Origin of the sequence: Paenibacillus sp. TCA20, assembly GCF_000732325.1 — a bacterium.
Lineage (GTDB): Bacteria > Bacillota > Bacilli > Paenibacillales > Paenibacillaceae > Paenibacillus > Paenibacillus urinalis.
Genome location: NZ_BBIW01000003.1, coordinates 312,680 through 326,903, shown reverse-complemented (window position 1 = coordinate 326,903; position 14,224 = coordinate 312,680). Strand labels below are relative to the sequence as shown.

General features: G+C 45.4%; 14 protein-coding genes. 4 read left to right on the top strand and 10 right to left on the bottom strand.

Annotated elements, in window-relative coordinates; all coding sequences use genetic code 11:
- The first annotated feature begins 112 nt into the window (after positions 1–112).
- Complete coding sequence (locus TCA2_RS07800; RefSeq protein ID WP_047911010.1) at positions 113–934, top strand: AraC family transcriptional regulator; 822 nt, start codon at positions 113–115, stop codon at positions 932–934.
- Here TCA2_RS07800 and TCA2_RS07795 read toward each other — a convergent pair.
- Positions 931–1,230 carry a hypothetical protein gene (locus tag TCA2_RS07795; protein ID WP_047911009.1) on the bottom strand — a complete coding sequence of 100 codons (300 nt, stop codon included), beginning with the start codon at positions 1,228–1,230 and terminating at the stop codon, positions 931–933. The genes TCA2_RS07800 and TCA2_RS07795 overlap by 4 nt on opposite strands.
- Before the next feature lie 39 nt (positions 1,231–1,269).
- Complete coding sequence (locus tag TCA2_RS07790; RefSeq protein ID WP_047911008.1) at positions 1,270–2,211, bottom strand: Gfo/Idh/MocA family protein; 942 nt, start codon at positions 2,209–2,211, stop codon at positions 1,270–1,272.
- A 153-nt stretch (positions 2,212–2,364) separates the two neighbouring features.
- Here TCA2_RS07790 and TCA2_RS07785 point away from each other — a divergent pair, with 153 nt between their 5' ends.
- On the top strand, positions 2,365–2,988 hold the full coding sequence (locus tag TCA2_RS07785; protein WP_047911007.1) for a TVP38/TMEM64 family protein: 624 nt from the start codon (positions 2,365–2,367) through the stop codon (positions 2,986–2,988).
- 92 nt (positions 2,989–3,080) lie between these two features.
- The gene (gene msrB / locus TCA2_RS07780) at positions 3,081–4,052 is read left to right on the top strand and encodes a peptide-methionine (R)-S-oxide reductase MsrB (RefSeq protein ID WP_047911006.1); all 972 of its coding nucleotides are present in this window, start codon (positions 3,081–3,083) and stop codon (positions 4,050–4,052) included.
- A gap of 144 nt (positions 4,053–4,196) precedes the next feature.
- On the opposite strand, the gene TCA2_RS07775 is transcribed toward msrB, so the two are convergent.
- Entirely contained in the window at positions 4,197–4,994 is a 798-nt protein-coding gene (locus tag TCA2_RS07775) for a lipid II flippase Amj family protein (protein WP_047911005.1), read from the bottom strand.
- Positions 4,995–5,076: 82 nt separating this feature from the next.
- Here TCA2_RS07775 and TCA2_RS07770 point away from each other — a divergent pair, with 82 nt between their 5' ends.
- Positions 5,077–5,496 carry a DUF2188 domain-containing protein gene (locus TCA2_RS07770; RefSeq protein ID WP_047911004.1) on the top strand — a complete coding sequence of 140 codons (420 nt, stop codon included), beginning with the start codon at positions 5,077–5,079 and terminating at the stop codon, positions 5,494–5,496.
- Between the two features lie 21 nt (positions 5,497–5,517).
- On the opposite strand, the gene TCA2_RS07765 is transcribed toward TCA2_RS07770, so the two are convergent.
- The 7 genes from TCA2_RS07765 to TCA2_RS07735 form a co-directional block, all read right to left on the bottom strand.
- The gene (locus tag TCA2_RS07765) at positions 5,518–6,444 is read right to left on the bottom strand and encodes an ROK family protein (RefSeq protein WP_047911003.1); all 927 of its coding nucleotides are present in this window, start codon (positions 6,442–6,444) and stop codon (positions 5,518–5,520) included.
- Positions 6,445–6,468: 24 nt separating this feature from the next.
- A complete protein-coding gene (locus TCA2_RS07760) occupies positions 6,469–7,353 on the bottom strand; it encodes a phosphotransferase (protein ID WP_047911002.1) in 885 nt (294 codons plus the stop codon).
- Between the two features lie 122 nt (positions 7,354–7,475).
- Entirely contained in the window at positions 7,476–8,339 is an 864-nt protein-coding gene (locus TCA2_RS07755) for a DUF421 domain-containing protein (RefSeq protein WP_047911001.1), read from the bottom strand.
- Between the two features lie 206 nt (positions 8,340–8,545).
- The gene (pyk, locus tag TCA2_RS07750; RefSeq protein WP_047911000.1) at positions 8,546–9,961 is read right to left on the bottom strand and encodes a pyruvate kinase; all 1,416 of its coding nucleotides are present in this window, start codon (positions 9,959–9,961) and stop codon (positions 8,546–8,548) included.
- Between the two features lie 506 nt (positions 9,962–10,467).
- Positions 10,468–10,968: a DUF1854 domain-containing protein gene (locus tag TCA2_RS07745; protein WP_047910999.1), complete on the bottom strand. Its 501-nt coding sequence runs from the start codon at positions 10,966–10,968 to the stop codon at positions 10,468–10,470.
- Positions 10,968–13,169, bottom strand: a complete 2,202-nt coding sequence (locus TCA2_RS07740; RefSeq protein WP_238546319.1) for an ABC transporter ATP-binding protein — start codon at positions 13,167–13,169, stop codon at positions 10,968–10,970. The genes TCA2_RS07745 and TCA2_RS07740 overlap by 1 nt, the downstream gene beginning before the upstream one ends.
- A 21-nt stretch (positions 13,170–13,190) precedes the next feature.
- Entirely contained in the window at positions 13,191–13,454 is a 264-nt protein-coding gene (locus TCA2_RS07735) for a CD3324 family protein (RefSeq protein ID WP_285849985.1), read from the bottom strand.
- Positions 13,455–14,224: the final 770 nt, after the last annotated feature.

The following is a 14,224-nucleotide window of genomic DNA, read 5'->3' as shown; positions in this document are numbered from 1 at the left end:
GGTAATTCTTAACTGGTACTATAGTATTCGATTCGTTTATAAATTAAAATGAAGTATATGATCAAAACATGAACAATCTGGTCAATATTTTTATTTCAAGGAGTCAGTAGTTATGTCAGTTGAACAATCCTGCCAAGTTCTTACAGCCGGCTTTTCTTTTCACCGGAAGCCTTACTATTTCTCACAGCCCGAAGGAGTCAAAAATTATCTGTTTCGTCTTCAGACCGATGGGAGGTGCAGAGCCCGGGTTGATGACCAAATGACCTTTATAGAATCAGGTGATCTGCTGCTATTTCATCCGACAGAACCGTATGAACTCAAGATTGACAATGAGGAGAATGGTGCCGGTAATTCCCTTGTGGAAAGTGGAGATTATCATATTTTTTTCACTGGAGATTGGGCGGATGAATGGTGGCACAGAAAAAAACGTCCGACGCGGATCAAGGTCGAGCTGACCGAAAGCCTACTTAGCCTATTTCGTCAAATCGTGCTTGAACAGCGCCGGATCGCAAATCCATTCCCGGAGATCCCAAGCTATTATATGCGCATATTATGCCTTGAAATTGATCGTTTACTCTCAGAGCATCCGATAACGACACAAACCAGCTATTTGGCTTATCAAATAAAAAATTACATTGTAGAGAATGCCTCTACACTGTTTAAACTGGAGGATGTAGCTTCCAGCATCGGCATCAGTGTCTCGAGAGCTGTTCATTTGTTTAAGGAGGCATTTGATACAAGTATTATGCAATATACGCTGGATATCCGGTTAAATATGGCGCGGGAGCGCATTATTTTTAGTCCGATGTCACTTGAACACGTCGCGGAGTCCTCCGGCTTTAACAGTTATACTTACTTCCATCGCGTGTTTAAGGCAAGATTCGGAATGTCGCCCAGGGAATTCCGTTCCATTCACCGAGAACAGATTCTCTAACGCTTGCGCTGCTGGATAACCTCAGCTACAACCATCGCAAGATCATCATTACCGTATAATGAGAGAACACCAAGGAGTGTATCGTCTGCAATGTCACCTGCTTCTTCCTTAGGAACGACGAGATTTAACACATGCTGAAGTCGTTCGTTGTTCTTTTGGTCAGGATATGCTTTACGATACAGCTCCTCAGGGTTCTGTTCATTGTTGACACACCACTGGGCGAAGACAAGAATCATCATATCCTCATCCTGTCTGTAGCTCTCAATGATTTGTTCTTCCATTTCTTTTTTATTCAAGGCTCATTTCTCCTGTCTTATATGATCTATCATTAAGTATTACGGCATCAGAAGCTCTTCACACAGCTCATGACTTGCAAGCACTCGGCCGGCATGAAGCTCACAGCCTTCCGGATCTTTGCCGAGAAAGCCCAGGAAATGCTGTACGCAGCCCGTAAATCCTCTGCGAGTGAGGATTGTTTCCCAGCTTCCCGGTGTTCGGATGATCCCCGGTGCACCTGCTGCATGAAGCTGCAGTGTTTCCATCTGGTGAACTGATGCTGTTCTGCCAGCTCCATGAAGCTCTATCGTTTCGGTGTCCGCCCCTGCAAAACGCACCATGCCAAACGAGCCCACTCCTTTATTTCCTGTCACAATACTGCCTGAAGCCTGGAGCAGCGCTCCCTGATCGTTCGTCTTCAGCTGATGCGATATGAGCTCGTGATCCTCACCGCTAAGCCATAACAGAGTATCTATCATATGAATGAGATCATCATAGACGGTAACACGGCTGGAGCGGCTGTCCAGCTTCATCCGATGCTTATGGCAGACGATGCTCTCAATCTCTCCGGATTGACTGATCCAATCTCGTGCCTCACGGTATAGTGGAGCAAACCTGCGATTGAATCCGACAGCAAGGAGTACACCCATGGATTCGGCAAAAGCCGCCATTTCTATGGATTCCTTAAGATTATAGGACAAGGGCTTATCTACGTATACCGCAATTCCCCGTTCGATACAGGCCATAACGATCTCATGGTGAGCTTCTGTTGAGGTATGTACAAATACGGCATCCGGCTTCCAGTCGAGCAGCTCGTCCAGTTTGGTTGTTCCCCGCTCAAGCCGATATAGTGAGGTAATCTCCTCCACTTTGGACAACGATCGATTCATTACCCCGGCAACTTCCACCTCAGGATGAGCCGTAAGCAGCGGCAGATATACTTTATTTGCGATGTCACCCAGTCCTGCGATCGCAATTCTTTTTCGATGTGTTGTTCTCATCTGATTCTTAACTTCCTCCTGTCTCCTTCTTAATCACCTGCTCTAGTGTAACAAGGGCCGGCCCAACTAGCAAAGTGCACGCAGGCTTCCTTATGTAAGTCTCGCACGCATCCGGTATAATGAAAGAATGACGAATTCATCGAGGATGATAACATGAAAAAATGGCTTCTCCTTACACTGCTTTATCTGCCAGCACTAATATTTCTTCTATTATATCGCAATGAAGTCATGGCTTGGGCACAGGAGCATGCAAATTACTTCAACTTAACGCTGATTGCCACCTTATTCGCTCTGTTTCCCGTGCTCCCTTATAAGCTTGTGATCGGGCTGCTGGGTTACTCCTTCGGTGCTGTTATGGGTGGTATCGTTACGTGGCTGGGGACTACGATTGCCTCTATCGCGGTGTACATGATGTTCAGATGGTTGTTTCAGGAGAAAGGTCGGTTATACTTGGAGCGAATTCCCGTTATTTCAAAGCTCTCTGCCCTGTTCAGCCAGCATACGTTCAGTACGATTCTTATTGCAAGAATGCTGCCTGTCATCCCGCAGATGGGAGTTAACATTTACGCTGGAACGGCCTCATTGCCCTTCTGGAGCTATCTGCTGGCAACCTCTGTTGGCAAAATCCCCAGTATTGCGCTGTATGCTTATGCAGGAGGGAACCTGTTTGAGCACCCGCTGCAAACTGCAGGTATAGCTCTGGTTTATGTTATTATGCTCGCCAGCGCGTTTGCCGCGTACAAAATAAGGTTAAAGCAAATAGAAGGACCGAGATAACCTCTTCATTTGTATAATATCGGTTTTTTAAGATATAATACTTCAAGGACAAGTTGATCTCATTATTCTTCATCGAATGGAGTGAATATAGGATGGAACCACTATTTACAGAAAAGGCTACATTTGCGGGAGGGTGCTTCTGGTGCATGGTCTCACCCTTTGAAGATCTTCCCGGCATTTTGAAGGTAAGATCAGGCTATACCGGAGGACATACGGAGAATCCGACCTATGAAGAGGTATGCTCTGAAACGACAGGTCATGTGGAGGCTGTTCAGATCACTTATGATCCGAAAGTATTCCCTTATGAGAAGCTGTTAGCCTTGTTCTGGCAGCAGATTGATCCGACCGATGCCGGAGGACAATTTCATGACCGCGGGACTTCATACCAAACTGCCATCTTTTATCATACGGAAGAGCAGAAGGTGAAGGCGGAAGTATCCAAACAAGCGCTTGAAGCAAGTGGCAGATTTGATAAACCAATCTTTACGCCTATTCTGCCTGCTCAGACATTCTATGAAGCAGAAGAGCACCACCAGGACTATCATAAGAAAAATCCAGCTCATTACAAACGTTATAGCAAAGGCTCAGGACGTGTGGATTTCATCGAAAACCATTGGTCCCGGCCTATGAGCAAGGAACAGCTGAAAGAGCAGCTGAGCCCGATGCAATACAATGTCACTCAGAATAATGGGACTGAGCCTCCTTTCCAGAATGAATTCTGGGATCATGAAGGAGAGGGAATCTATGTGGATATTGTATCCGGAGAACCTCTGTTCAGCTCACGTGACAAATACGATGCAGGCTGCGGCTGGCCCAGCTTTACGAGACCCCTTCGGGACTACAGTATTAAAGAAAAGACCGACTTGTCTCATTTCATGATTCGTACCGAGGTTAGAAGCCGTGAAGCTGATTCTCATCTGGGTCATGTATTTGACGATGGTCCTGGCGAGAACGGCCTTAGATACTGCATCAATTCTGCAGCACTAAGATTCGTTCCAAAAGAGGATCTAGAGAAAGAAGGCTACGCTGAGTACGTCCATTTATTTGAGAAAGAGAACAGCTGAGCATATTAGCCTCATTCAATAGAAACGCAGGAGCATTAGAAACGCAGGAGCTGAAAAGCCCTGCGTTTTTTTGCCGTTGAAATTGATGTTAGGATACTAATGCTGAGTCTAGCAGCTCTGGACTAGTTAAATGTCCTGCACTAACTAAATCCAGCCCACTACAAGACTAATCCACAGAGCGAAGGGTACTAGAAGCAGCTGGGCTAGCAGCGTGCCGGCAAGACGTGACATCAGCATGCAGCCATATACCCGGTTCATCTGCTCCAAACGAATCTCTCCCCTAAGTGATCGATCACTTAGAAGGGCGATTCGCGGGTCGATTAGCAGAGTCAGCAGAATCGTTGCCATACCGTTAATTAAGCCCGAAGATTGTGAAGCAGCCATCGCCTGTTCGGGGTTTAGATAGGCTGCATATAAAGTGGCAAGAACGCCAACCGTATAAATAGCCGTCACCGACATGTTGAGGACCATCAGCCTTCTCGGCAGATTCCCACCGAAGCACGTCTGAAGCATGGAGAACCTAGGCCAAGAAATGTAGTGGAGTGCATTTTTCATCTTATTCATGGAGCATAAAGAAGCAAACATTCCAGGAATGGATCCTGACTTCTCCAAATGAACCACCAGCCTTGAGGACCATCTTACCATGGTTGGAAACATGAGAATGGCAATGACCGTCCCCACTGCTGCCGCTCCTAATATTAAGTGAAGCTGAGTTTGCAGCATACTGCTGTCTACGCCATTCGCCTTATCCACCATTGAGCCAAGCAGCGGCCCTTGTGCCATATTCGAAGATCTTGAGACAAGGAGCAGCATGCCAGATAAAGACAAAGCAATCGTGATCCGCTTCGTTCTTAATCCGCCTAGCCTCAGCGCATAAGACAGGCTGTCTGCAGCGTGAATGATCATCGTAAATATAAACGGCAGAGCCAGTTGAAGCAGCATGATCGATTCCCCTCCTCATGTTTTTGTCAATTTGTTATCGGGTAAATAGATAGGAGATATCTAGTGAAGGGAGAGAACCATTATGCCATGGAGCAAAAACGACTACCCTCCATCCATGAAAAATCTTGACCCCAGAATCCGTGAGAAAGCAGTGGAAATTGCCAATGCTTTACTTGAAGACGGATATGAGGAAGGCCGGGCGATTGCCATCGCTACCGCTCAAGCCAAGGAATGGGATGAGAATCATCCTGAAGGAAAGAACAGCTCTGGCGGCGGCAAAGACAGACCCGTTCATTCATCCGGTGATCACCAGAATCTTCATGTTGTACCCTACGAAGATGGCTGGGCGATCAAAAAAGAAGGCAAAGACAAACCAGAGGATACGTATCACTTAAAAAATGAAGCAGAGGATGCGGCCCAGAAAATCGCGTCAGGTAAAGATATGAGAGTCATTATCCATGATAAACAAGGTAAAATTATGACCTCCAAGATCTATCACTAAGCTTGTTACTGAGCAGCTAAGCTATGTAAGGATCAGCTTGGCTGCTCCTATAATCCCAGCTCTATTTCCTAATATGGCGGGCAGGATCGGAAGCGGCGGATGATCCGCAAATCCATCCATCGTGTACCTCTCTATATGTTTGCGTACCGGGCGGAGCAAGGCATCCCCCTGTTCTGAAATCGCACCGCCGATAATAATAGCGGGTGGATTATAGAGATGAATGAGATTTGTTAGACCGATGGCGATGAACTCGGCATAATCGTGGATAAGGATTTTTGCAGTTTCATTTCCCACCTCAGCTTGGGCAAACAATTGTCTGGGATCATCAGCCCAAGCAGGCTGTCCCGCTGCCAATGCCTGTCTTTTTAGGGCTGTAACTGAAGCATACTGCTCCCAGCAGCCTTTCGATCCACATGTACAGGGATTACCACCCCTATGGATAATCTGATGTCCGAAGGCACCTGCGTATCCACTTCTTCCCCGATAGGTATGGCCGTTTGTTATGATACTGCCGCCTACACCCGTTCCGAGACTAACACATAAAAAATCAGTCAAACCTCTGCCTGCGCCCTGCCACATTTCTCCAATGGCGAGTACGTTCACATCATTCTCCAGCTGTGCAGGGAGGTGGAGTCTTCGCTCCATTTCCGCTCTTAACGGAGTTCCTTTCCAATCTGGCAAATTCGCTGTTGCACTACCGATGGCCCCGTCTAACGTGATGAACCCTGCTGTTCCCATTCCGATTCCTGTTACTTCGATATTTGTATAATTCCGGGCCTGCTCCATGCAGCTTGCAGCCGCTTCGGCAATGGAGTCAAGCAGCTGATCCTTGCCCTTCTCTGCATTTGTCGGAGCCATCATATCGTACAGAATGACTCCATCCTCTCGTACAAGCCCGGCCTTTATATTCGTTCCTCCAATATCCAGTCCCACTGCAGCCTGAAGCATAACCGTCCTCTCCCTTCCTCGCATTCAGCCCAATAATCGTTTATATTTCGTTATGTCTGCCATCATTTGATTAACGTAATTCGTCGTTTGTTCTGTTTCGCCGTACTCCGCAAGAACGGCTGCTGCTCCCCTTACCAACCACAGGATCATATTTTCGAGAAGCAAGCTTTGTTCCAGTTTTACACCGCTCTGTTCATAACCTTTTTTAAAATCTGAAATAGAACTAGCAGCCTGTTGATCTGTCCATGCCTTACTGATTGACGAAGTTAATAGTGCAGCTGCATCAAAATGATAATCACCTGTTCTCACTTCTCCAAAATCAATAATATACACCGATGATGAATGAAAAATAACATTCCAGATGCCAAGATCGGCATGAATAATTTCTTCTCTTCGTTGCTGCGTCTCAAGACAAGCGGTTACATATTGTTCAAGAGACGTCTTTAAATTATCAGATATATTGTGAGATACCGTTGCAGTATTCCAGCTGCATTCCAGAGAAAATCGGTCTTCTTGCTCTTGAATTGTCGTATACCTCAATACGGTATGCAGGATGCCCATAGCATTGCCCATTTGCAGGAACTTGTCCTGAACAGAGACCTTATCCGGCTTTAAATATTGCTGAAGATTGTATATACTGCCTTGAACCTCTATATATCCATTTTCATTTCGACCAGGAAGCATGTATGGACTAATCTGATTCGCTGCAGTTCTATGAGATATTTCAAATTCGCAGGTCGCTTGATGTTTACTTCTTAGTCGTCTTATAACGAATTGTTGTCCTTGTGCGGTTTCTAAAAGGCGGGCATCAGATGTACGCCCAGTAGATATAGGAACAAGCCCTTTGACTTCTTCGAGCTCATAGTGTGCTTCTAAGCTTCTAAGCAGAGACCCTTCTGAAATATGCAATTTGTTTCTCCTTTTTAAAATTGTAAAGAATAACACCTTCCAGTCCCTCTATGTTATCCTTTAAAGTAAGAATATGTAAAGTGACTCCATAGGAAAAGCAAAAAGCCGCACATTAAATAATGTTACGGCTTGTGTGGAGATTTATAAGCATGCATTGCATTGTTCAGTTGATCTAATGCTTGCTGGTATTCCAGCTTGTCTTTCTCATAAACCGATAACTGTCTTCGCATGATTAAATCATCCTGCATTCGCTTGACCAGCTCTGCAATCTGATCGTTTGGCTTCGAGGTCGTCGGTTTAGGCAAAGAGTCCTTTCCTGTCTGTACGGTAAGCTCTCCTTGACTGTCTACCTGTCCTATAAATACCTCTTTCAGCGGCAGATCCAGTCTGCGGAGCTCTTTATGAACCCAATCTTCATTATGTCCCGAAGAGGATAACGAATCAGGTAAAATATGTCCGTCGATGATAATGGTTTTTGGCTCTTGCTCGGAAGACAGCTGATAGCCTAACAGATCGGCAGTAAGAGGTTGATGCTCTTTTTTGAGCAGCACGTTAATTTCTCCGCTCTGCTCCATCACTGCGAACTCCACATCAGCTACCCTGAACACATCTTTTTTACGCAGCTGTTCTAGAAATTCATCCACCGTGAGACGTTCTTTTTTCAAATTGTCTGCAAGCAAAGCCCCTTTCTCAACCAACACCGTTGCTTTGCCGTCTACGATATCCCTTAATTTTTTACTCTTCATCGTGGCATACTCAGCTACTGTAGATACGGCAACCCATACAAACAAAGCTACAAACCCTAAGTACCATGTATTATCAACGTCAAGCGAGATATAACCGACCAAGTTTCCGAGTGTAATACCTGTAATATATTCAAATAGTGATAATTGGGAAATCTGACGTTTACCTAATATTTTGGTGATCAGGAACAGGACGGTTACCGATGCCAATGTTCTGATCGAAACCTCCAGCCAATCAGGCATATTTGTTCGCCTCCCTAATGGATGGTTTGTATTTTGATGAATCCATATGTCCTCTGTAAAAGGCATACAAATCCCATTTGATGAATCCAGATACCTCATTACATGGGATATGAATTCCATTTTGATGAATCCATATCCCTCATTACAGGGGATATGAATTCCATTTTGATGAATTCAGATCCCTTAATACATGGGATATGAATTCATCATACCTCAACAATTTTGATCAAATTTGTCGTTCCCGATCTTCCGATCGGCACACCTGCGGACAACACTACCGTATCCCCTGGCTCCACAAACCCCTTCATCGCTGCGTTTCGTGTCACCGATTCAAACATCTCGTCTGTTGTTGTCACCTTCTCACCCAAGTACGGAAAAACGCCTGAGTACAAGCATAATTTAGGCAGCACCTCAGGGTTGGATGTGATTGCCAGGATAGGAGCCTTCGGACGATACTTCGATATCATTCTCGCAGTAAACCCGCTGCCTGTAGATGTAATAATTACCTTTGCTCCCAGCTCAAGTGATGCACTTACTGCACTTTGACTGATAACCTCGGTAATTTTAGTTGCATGCAGCTCTCTTTTCTTAAAGAATTCACTTCTATAATCAATAAGTGATTCAGCCTTCTTAGCTACAGCAGCCATCGTCCTCACAGATTCCACCGGGTACTTCCCGGCTGCTGATTCTCCCGACAGCATCACGACGTCGGCTCCCTGCAGAACTGCATTTGATACATCGCTGACTTCAGCACGGGTTGGGCGAGGATTCACCTGCATGGAATCCAGCATATGTGTAGCCACAATGACAGGCTTCCCTGCCAGATTGCATTTTTGGATAAGCTCGATCTGAACCATCGGAACATCCTCAATCGGCACCTCGACTCCCAAATCACCTCGAGCCACCATAATCCCGTCCGACGCTTCAATAATCTCATTGATCCGATCCACGCCCTCTTGATTCTCGATTTTGGCATAAATCTGGACATGCTCTGCCTTGTTTTGTTTAAGAATTGATCGGATCTCTTCGATATCTGCTCCTTTGCGCACAAAGGACGCGGCAATCATCTCCACATTGTTCTCGAGCCCAAAAGCTATATGCTTTTTATCTCGCTCGGTTACCCCTGGCAGTGTCGTTTTAATTCCCGGAAGATTCACACCTTTTCTAGGCTTTAGTACTCCACCATTCAGGATTTTGCAGTGTATATCCGGTCCAGTAACCTCCATCACTTCAAGTCCTATCAATCCGTCATCAATGAGTACGATGTTACCTGGTTTAACGACGAGATTCATCTCGGCATAATTCACACTGATACGTTTGGTGTCACCGAGTATTTCTTCTGTAGTTAATATGAGTTCTTCCCCCGTCATGAGCTGGACAGAGGCTTCTTTTAATTTTCCGATACGAATCTCAGGTCCTTTGATATCAATCATAATCGGTACAAATGTGTTCATTTCCTCTGCTGCCTGCCGTACTCTCTTCATCCGCTGAACATGGTCATCTGGTTCGCCATGTGCCATGTTCAAACGCGCCACGGTCATTCCTTGCTGAATCATTTGCTTTAACAGCTCAATGGAGTCGCATGCCGGCCCCATCGTACAGATTATTTTTGTTTTAAGCATTCTTTCTCCTCACTTGTCGATAAGATTTAACCGTCAGGATCTGCATTATTAATGCAGTCTCCTCCCGTAACAAAATGGTTCCTCTGTGAAGTATGTGTTCTCTCTAAAAAAATCATGTATAGGGCGTTCCATTTTTGGCTCCCTCTCTCCGGTTGCTTCGCAAAAGTTGTTCAGGTTCCAAGAATTCCACTCGAAGGAGGAGAACCGAGTTCGTTTTCTCGGCGGGCGTTCCATTTTTGGCTCCTTCTCTCCGGTTGCTTCGCAAAAGTCGTTCAGGTTCCAAAAATTCCACTCGGTAGGGGAGAACGAGTTCGTTTTCTCGGCGGGCGTTTCATTTTTGGCTCCTCTCTCCGGTTGCTTCGCAAAAGTCGTTCAGGTTCCAGAAGTTCCACTCGGGAGGAGAACCGAGTTCGTTTTCTCGGCGGGCGTTCCATTTTTGAAACAAACAAGCATACAAAGAACCGATACATTTACACCGCTGTATCGGTCTTTGTCATAAACGGTATTTAGATTACGTCTGTCAGTTGCTTTCTACTATGCTGATCAAGCGCTCTCCAATCGAGAATTTCGCAGCGCTTACCGTTTATATCCGTTAATATCAATCGTCCCTCGCCAGGGTACTGCACATGCTCGTGTAAATTACGCATGGCCATGCGTGTTGGGCCGAGTGTCGTCTGCAGCTCCCAGACCCAGAGCTCTGATTTTTCTTTGACACTATCTACTCGGGTTACTCTCGGCAGGAAATATCGAAATTGCAGTTCTCTCCCCAATTCCTCTGCACTTTCATCATCCAGCTGACTTATATCCTCAATAATTCCGAGTTCATCTCCCTTCGCATTACGAATGGAGATATATTGAGAAGTGTACTTGAAAGGAAAAGTTCGATAGACTAAAATTTCAGAATACAGTGCGCCTTCTATAACTCCCTGTAAAACACCTCCCGGCCCCCGGCTGAACATGACATCCGCTGGCTGAAGAAAGTGAATATCGTAAGGATCTCGTTCCATTAACCCTCGACCCCCTTGATCTTCGACAATTCTTGCTGTGCATCAACGAGTTTACGATAAGCTCCCTCTTCGATCGAGAACAATTCTTCATGGGTTCCCACTTCAACGATTCTTCCTTTATCAAGTACGACCAAACGATCCGCATTTCGCAGAGTTGACAGACGATGTGCAATAGCAAATGTTGTTCTCCCTTGTATAAGTCTTGAAATGGCTTCTTGAATCTGACGCTCGGTCTCTGTATCTACGGAAGCCGTTGCTTCATCCAATATCAAAATACGTGGGTCATGAATAATTGCCCGGGCAATAGCAACACGCTGCTTTTCTCCCCCAGACAGCCTATGCCCTCGTTCTCCGACACGCGTATCATAGCCATCCGGCAGACGAACAATGAAATCATGCGCATTAGCAATCTTAGCTGCCCGCATAATTTCAGCCGGAGAAGCATCCGGCTTGGAATAAGCAATGTTCTCCGCTATAGTTCCATCGAATAAGAATGTCTCTTGCAGCACAACCCCGATCTTATTCCGAAGATCAGTTTGACTAATCTCTGTTAGCGGAACTCCATCGATATAAAGGCTGCCTTCATCTGGATCATAGAAACGGCAAATCAGATTAATGAATGTCGATTTACCAGCTCCCGAATGTCCTACCAGCCCAATCATTTCTCCCGGCTGTACCTCAAGGTTCACCTTTTTCAATACAGGGTGATGCTTCTCATAGCCATAGGTTACTTCATTGAACTGGACATGTCCCTTCATGCTGCCAATATCACGCGGGTTCTGTGCATCAGGTACATCCGGTGTCGTATCAAGAATTTCGAATACTCGGTCCGCAGCAGCCAATGCATTACTGGACCAATTAATCATCTGACTGATCCATTGCAGCGGACCAAACAGCATACCAAGGTAGGATATCAATGCCATGAGTACACCAAGCTGAAGCTCCCCTTGTATAACCGATGCTCCGCCGTAATACCAGATGAGCAGTGTCCCAATCCCAGCGATCAAGGAAAATAACGGGAACATTCCCTGCCACAAGCCCTCGATACGAATATTATGCTTCACAAGCTGTTCATTCACTTCACTATATCGGGATATCTCTGCCTTCTCTTGTCCAAAAGCTTTTACTACTCGTATCCCTTGAAGCGAGTCACCCACAATAACGTTCAGTCGAAAAATGGATCTCCATTGCTGATACCAACGCCGTCCGATCTTAGGCCATAGAGATAAGGACACAAACACCATCACAGGCATAGGCAATAATGCAAAGAGCGTCAGCTTCCAGTCAAGTCCAAACATAATGGCGAAGATGGCAACCACTCGGAGAGATTCTCCAGTTACCCAGATAATACCGTCTGTCATGAATTGCCGCATTGCCTCCGAGTCACTGTTAACCCGGCCAATAAATTGCGAGGTTTGCCTCCGGTCAAAGAACGACAGGGACAGCTTCATTAATGCGTGGTATATATCCTTCCGAATGTCTCCCATTAGTTTGGAGCCGACCCATACGCCCAGCAATCCGCGAACCGTTTGCATTACCGATGTAACGAGCATGGTTGCTCCTAGTCCGATGACCAGCCACAGCAACGAAGCGGATAATGAATCCGGTTTCAAAACATCGTCTATCATAATCTTGGTTAAATAAGGCGGGATGAGTTCAACAAGCGTAGTTAATACAAGTAAAATTCCAGCCACAATCATTTGTCCCTTATATGGCTTTGCATACCGGAGCATGCGAAGAAGTACTTTTCCATTATCCTTACAGACAGGACATGTCTGAGTTCCTTCCGCCAGTGGATGCTCGCAATTCGGGCAATAACGCGGAAGTTCTTTTTCCGAAGCAGTCGGCAGCTCTTCCTGCTGAATTACTGCACACACAAGCTTAGCTGCGAAGCTATAGACCGCCGTAAGGGCGGCCGTATATCTCGCGATAACTACAGGACCTTTGGATGTATCCGCAATGAAGGAGCCGCCGCCTATTCCACTGACGGCTCGGGCTTCTGTCATTTGCTGTACTTCCAGCCTGCTTATATTGATTCCTTCCGGAGTCCAGACCGTGACCTCTTCCCTAGTGATCACGGTCCACTGTTCTCCGAAATGTCCATTGTGTAATAAATCTGTCCGTGCGCTGAATAACAATGGACCTTCAATTTGACTACTAATCGAGCTCGGAAGCCCTTGAACAATCGACAATGAAGGCACTCTCCCATCTAACCATCCTAATTACCTGGACTTTACTACAATTTTGCGAATACTCTCACTTGATAGATGATATTTCTGCTCCAGCTCCGAAACAGACCATCCTTTGGAATAATATAGTGAAATTTCTGCATTACGCTGAGCTAGCTGCTTGCGGGCTCCGCTCTTTTCTCCCCAGCGTGCACGCTCTTCGGTAGCTTTTGGGATGTAGATGAGATCTCCTTGTATATACTTTTGAATCTCTTTCAATAAGCTAGGGGGAAGCGCATCTCTTCCATTTTTGTACATCACGATAAATATCCTCCTCAAATACGGTTCTCTGGCCACTCACATCATCACTTACAAAGACATTTAAAATCATGTTCGCCTCTCCTTTCGTTCATTTTTGGTTGTTGTAACCTTCTCACGGAAACTATGCCCTTAAAAAAATAAAAAAACCCTGAACGTTTACAAATGTCCATAGGCAGTCCTCAAAATTATATTCATAGGCTAAAATTCACACAATACACAGTCCTTCTCACGATTCATTAAGAGTCCCTTGTCATGATCGCGTATCGGTATAGAGGTACCTTGGCTTGAGCATATTCAGTTGTTCCTGTTGTTGAAGTTTAAATGACGGCTGCATTGTACTTTCTCCTCTCTTCTTAAGATTAGATTCCGCCGGTTACTTAGCAAGTTAGCATGTGGCAAAATCTTCAATATGTAAAACTAAACTTATTATAATGAAACCATTGTTATATAGGCAAGAAATAGTTTTTAAAATTTACAAATTTTATCACACAGGGTCAAAAAGATACGGTATGGATGAATAATGAGAGGAGGCATCAGCCTCCTCCCATGCTAAACGCACAACTTTCGCACTTAAGCGAAAGTCACCTCGCGCTCATTGATCAATTGGATCATCTCCTTTCCTTGTATTTCGTCGGCCCCGACAACTACATTATATAACCTGTAATTCGCACCAGGGTAGAGAAAGAAAAGTTATAACTAATCTTTACCGTAATCACATCTTAAGCCCTGATTTCTCATTAGATCCTCAATTGCACACCGTAACACGA

Excerpts from the sequence above, each read along its gene's own strand:
- TCA2_RS07800 (WP_047911010.1), top strand. The coding sequence starts at position 113 with ATGTCAGTTGAACAATCCTGCCAAGTTCTTACAGCCGGCTTTTCTTTT.
- TCA2_RS07790 (WP_047911008.1), bottom strand. The coding sequence starts at position 2,211 with ATGAGAACAACACATCGAAAAAGAATTGCGATCGCAGGACTGGGTGAC.
- TCA2_RS07785 (WP_047911007.1), top strand. The coding sequence starts at position 2,365 with ATGAAAAAATGGCTTCTCCTTACACTGCTTTATCTGCCAGCACTAATA.
- msrB (WP_047911006.1), top strand. The coding sequence starts at position 3,081 with ATGGAACCACTATTTACAGAAAAGGCTACATTTGCGGGAGGGTGCTTC.
- TCA2_RS07775 (WP_047911005.1), bottom strand. The coding sequence starts at position 4,994 with ATGCTGCTTCAACTGGCTCTGCCGTTTATATTTACGATGATCATTCAC.
- TCA2_RS07770 (WP_047911004.1), top strand. The coding sequence starts at position 5,077 with ATGCCATGGAGCAAAAACGACTACCCTCCATCCATGAAAAATCTTGAC.
- TCA2_RS07765 (WP_047911003.1), bottom strand. The coding sequence starts at position 6,444 with ATGCTTCAGGCTGCAGTGGGACTGGATATTGGAGGAACGAATATAAAG.
- TCA2_RS07755 (WP_047911001.1), bottom strand. The coding sequence starts at position 8,339 with ATGCCTGATTGGCTGGAGGTTTCGATCAGAACATTGGCATCGGTAACC.
- pyk (WP_047911000.1), bottom strand. The coding sequence starts at position 9,961 with ATGCTTAAAACAAAAATAATCTGTACGATGGGGCCGGCATGCGACTCC.
- TCA2_RS07745 (WP_047910999.1), bottom strand. The coding sequence starts at position 10,968 with ATGGAACGAGATCCTTACGATATTCACTTTCTTCAGCCAGCGGATGTC.
- TCA2_RS07735 (WP_285849985.1), bottom strand. The coding sequence starts at position 13,454 with ATGTACAAAAATGGAAGAGATGCGCTTCCCCCTAGCTTATTGAAAGAG.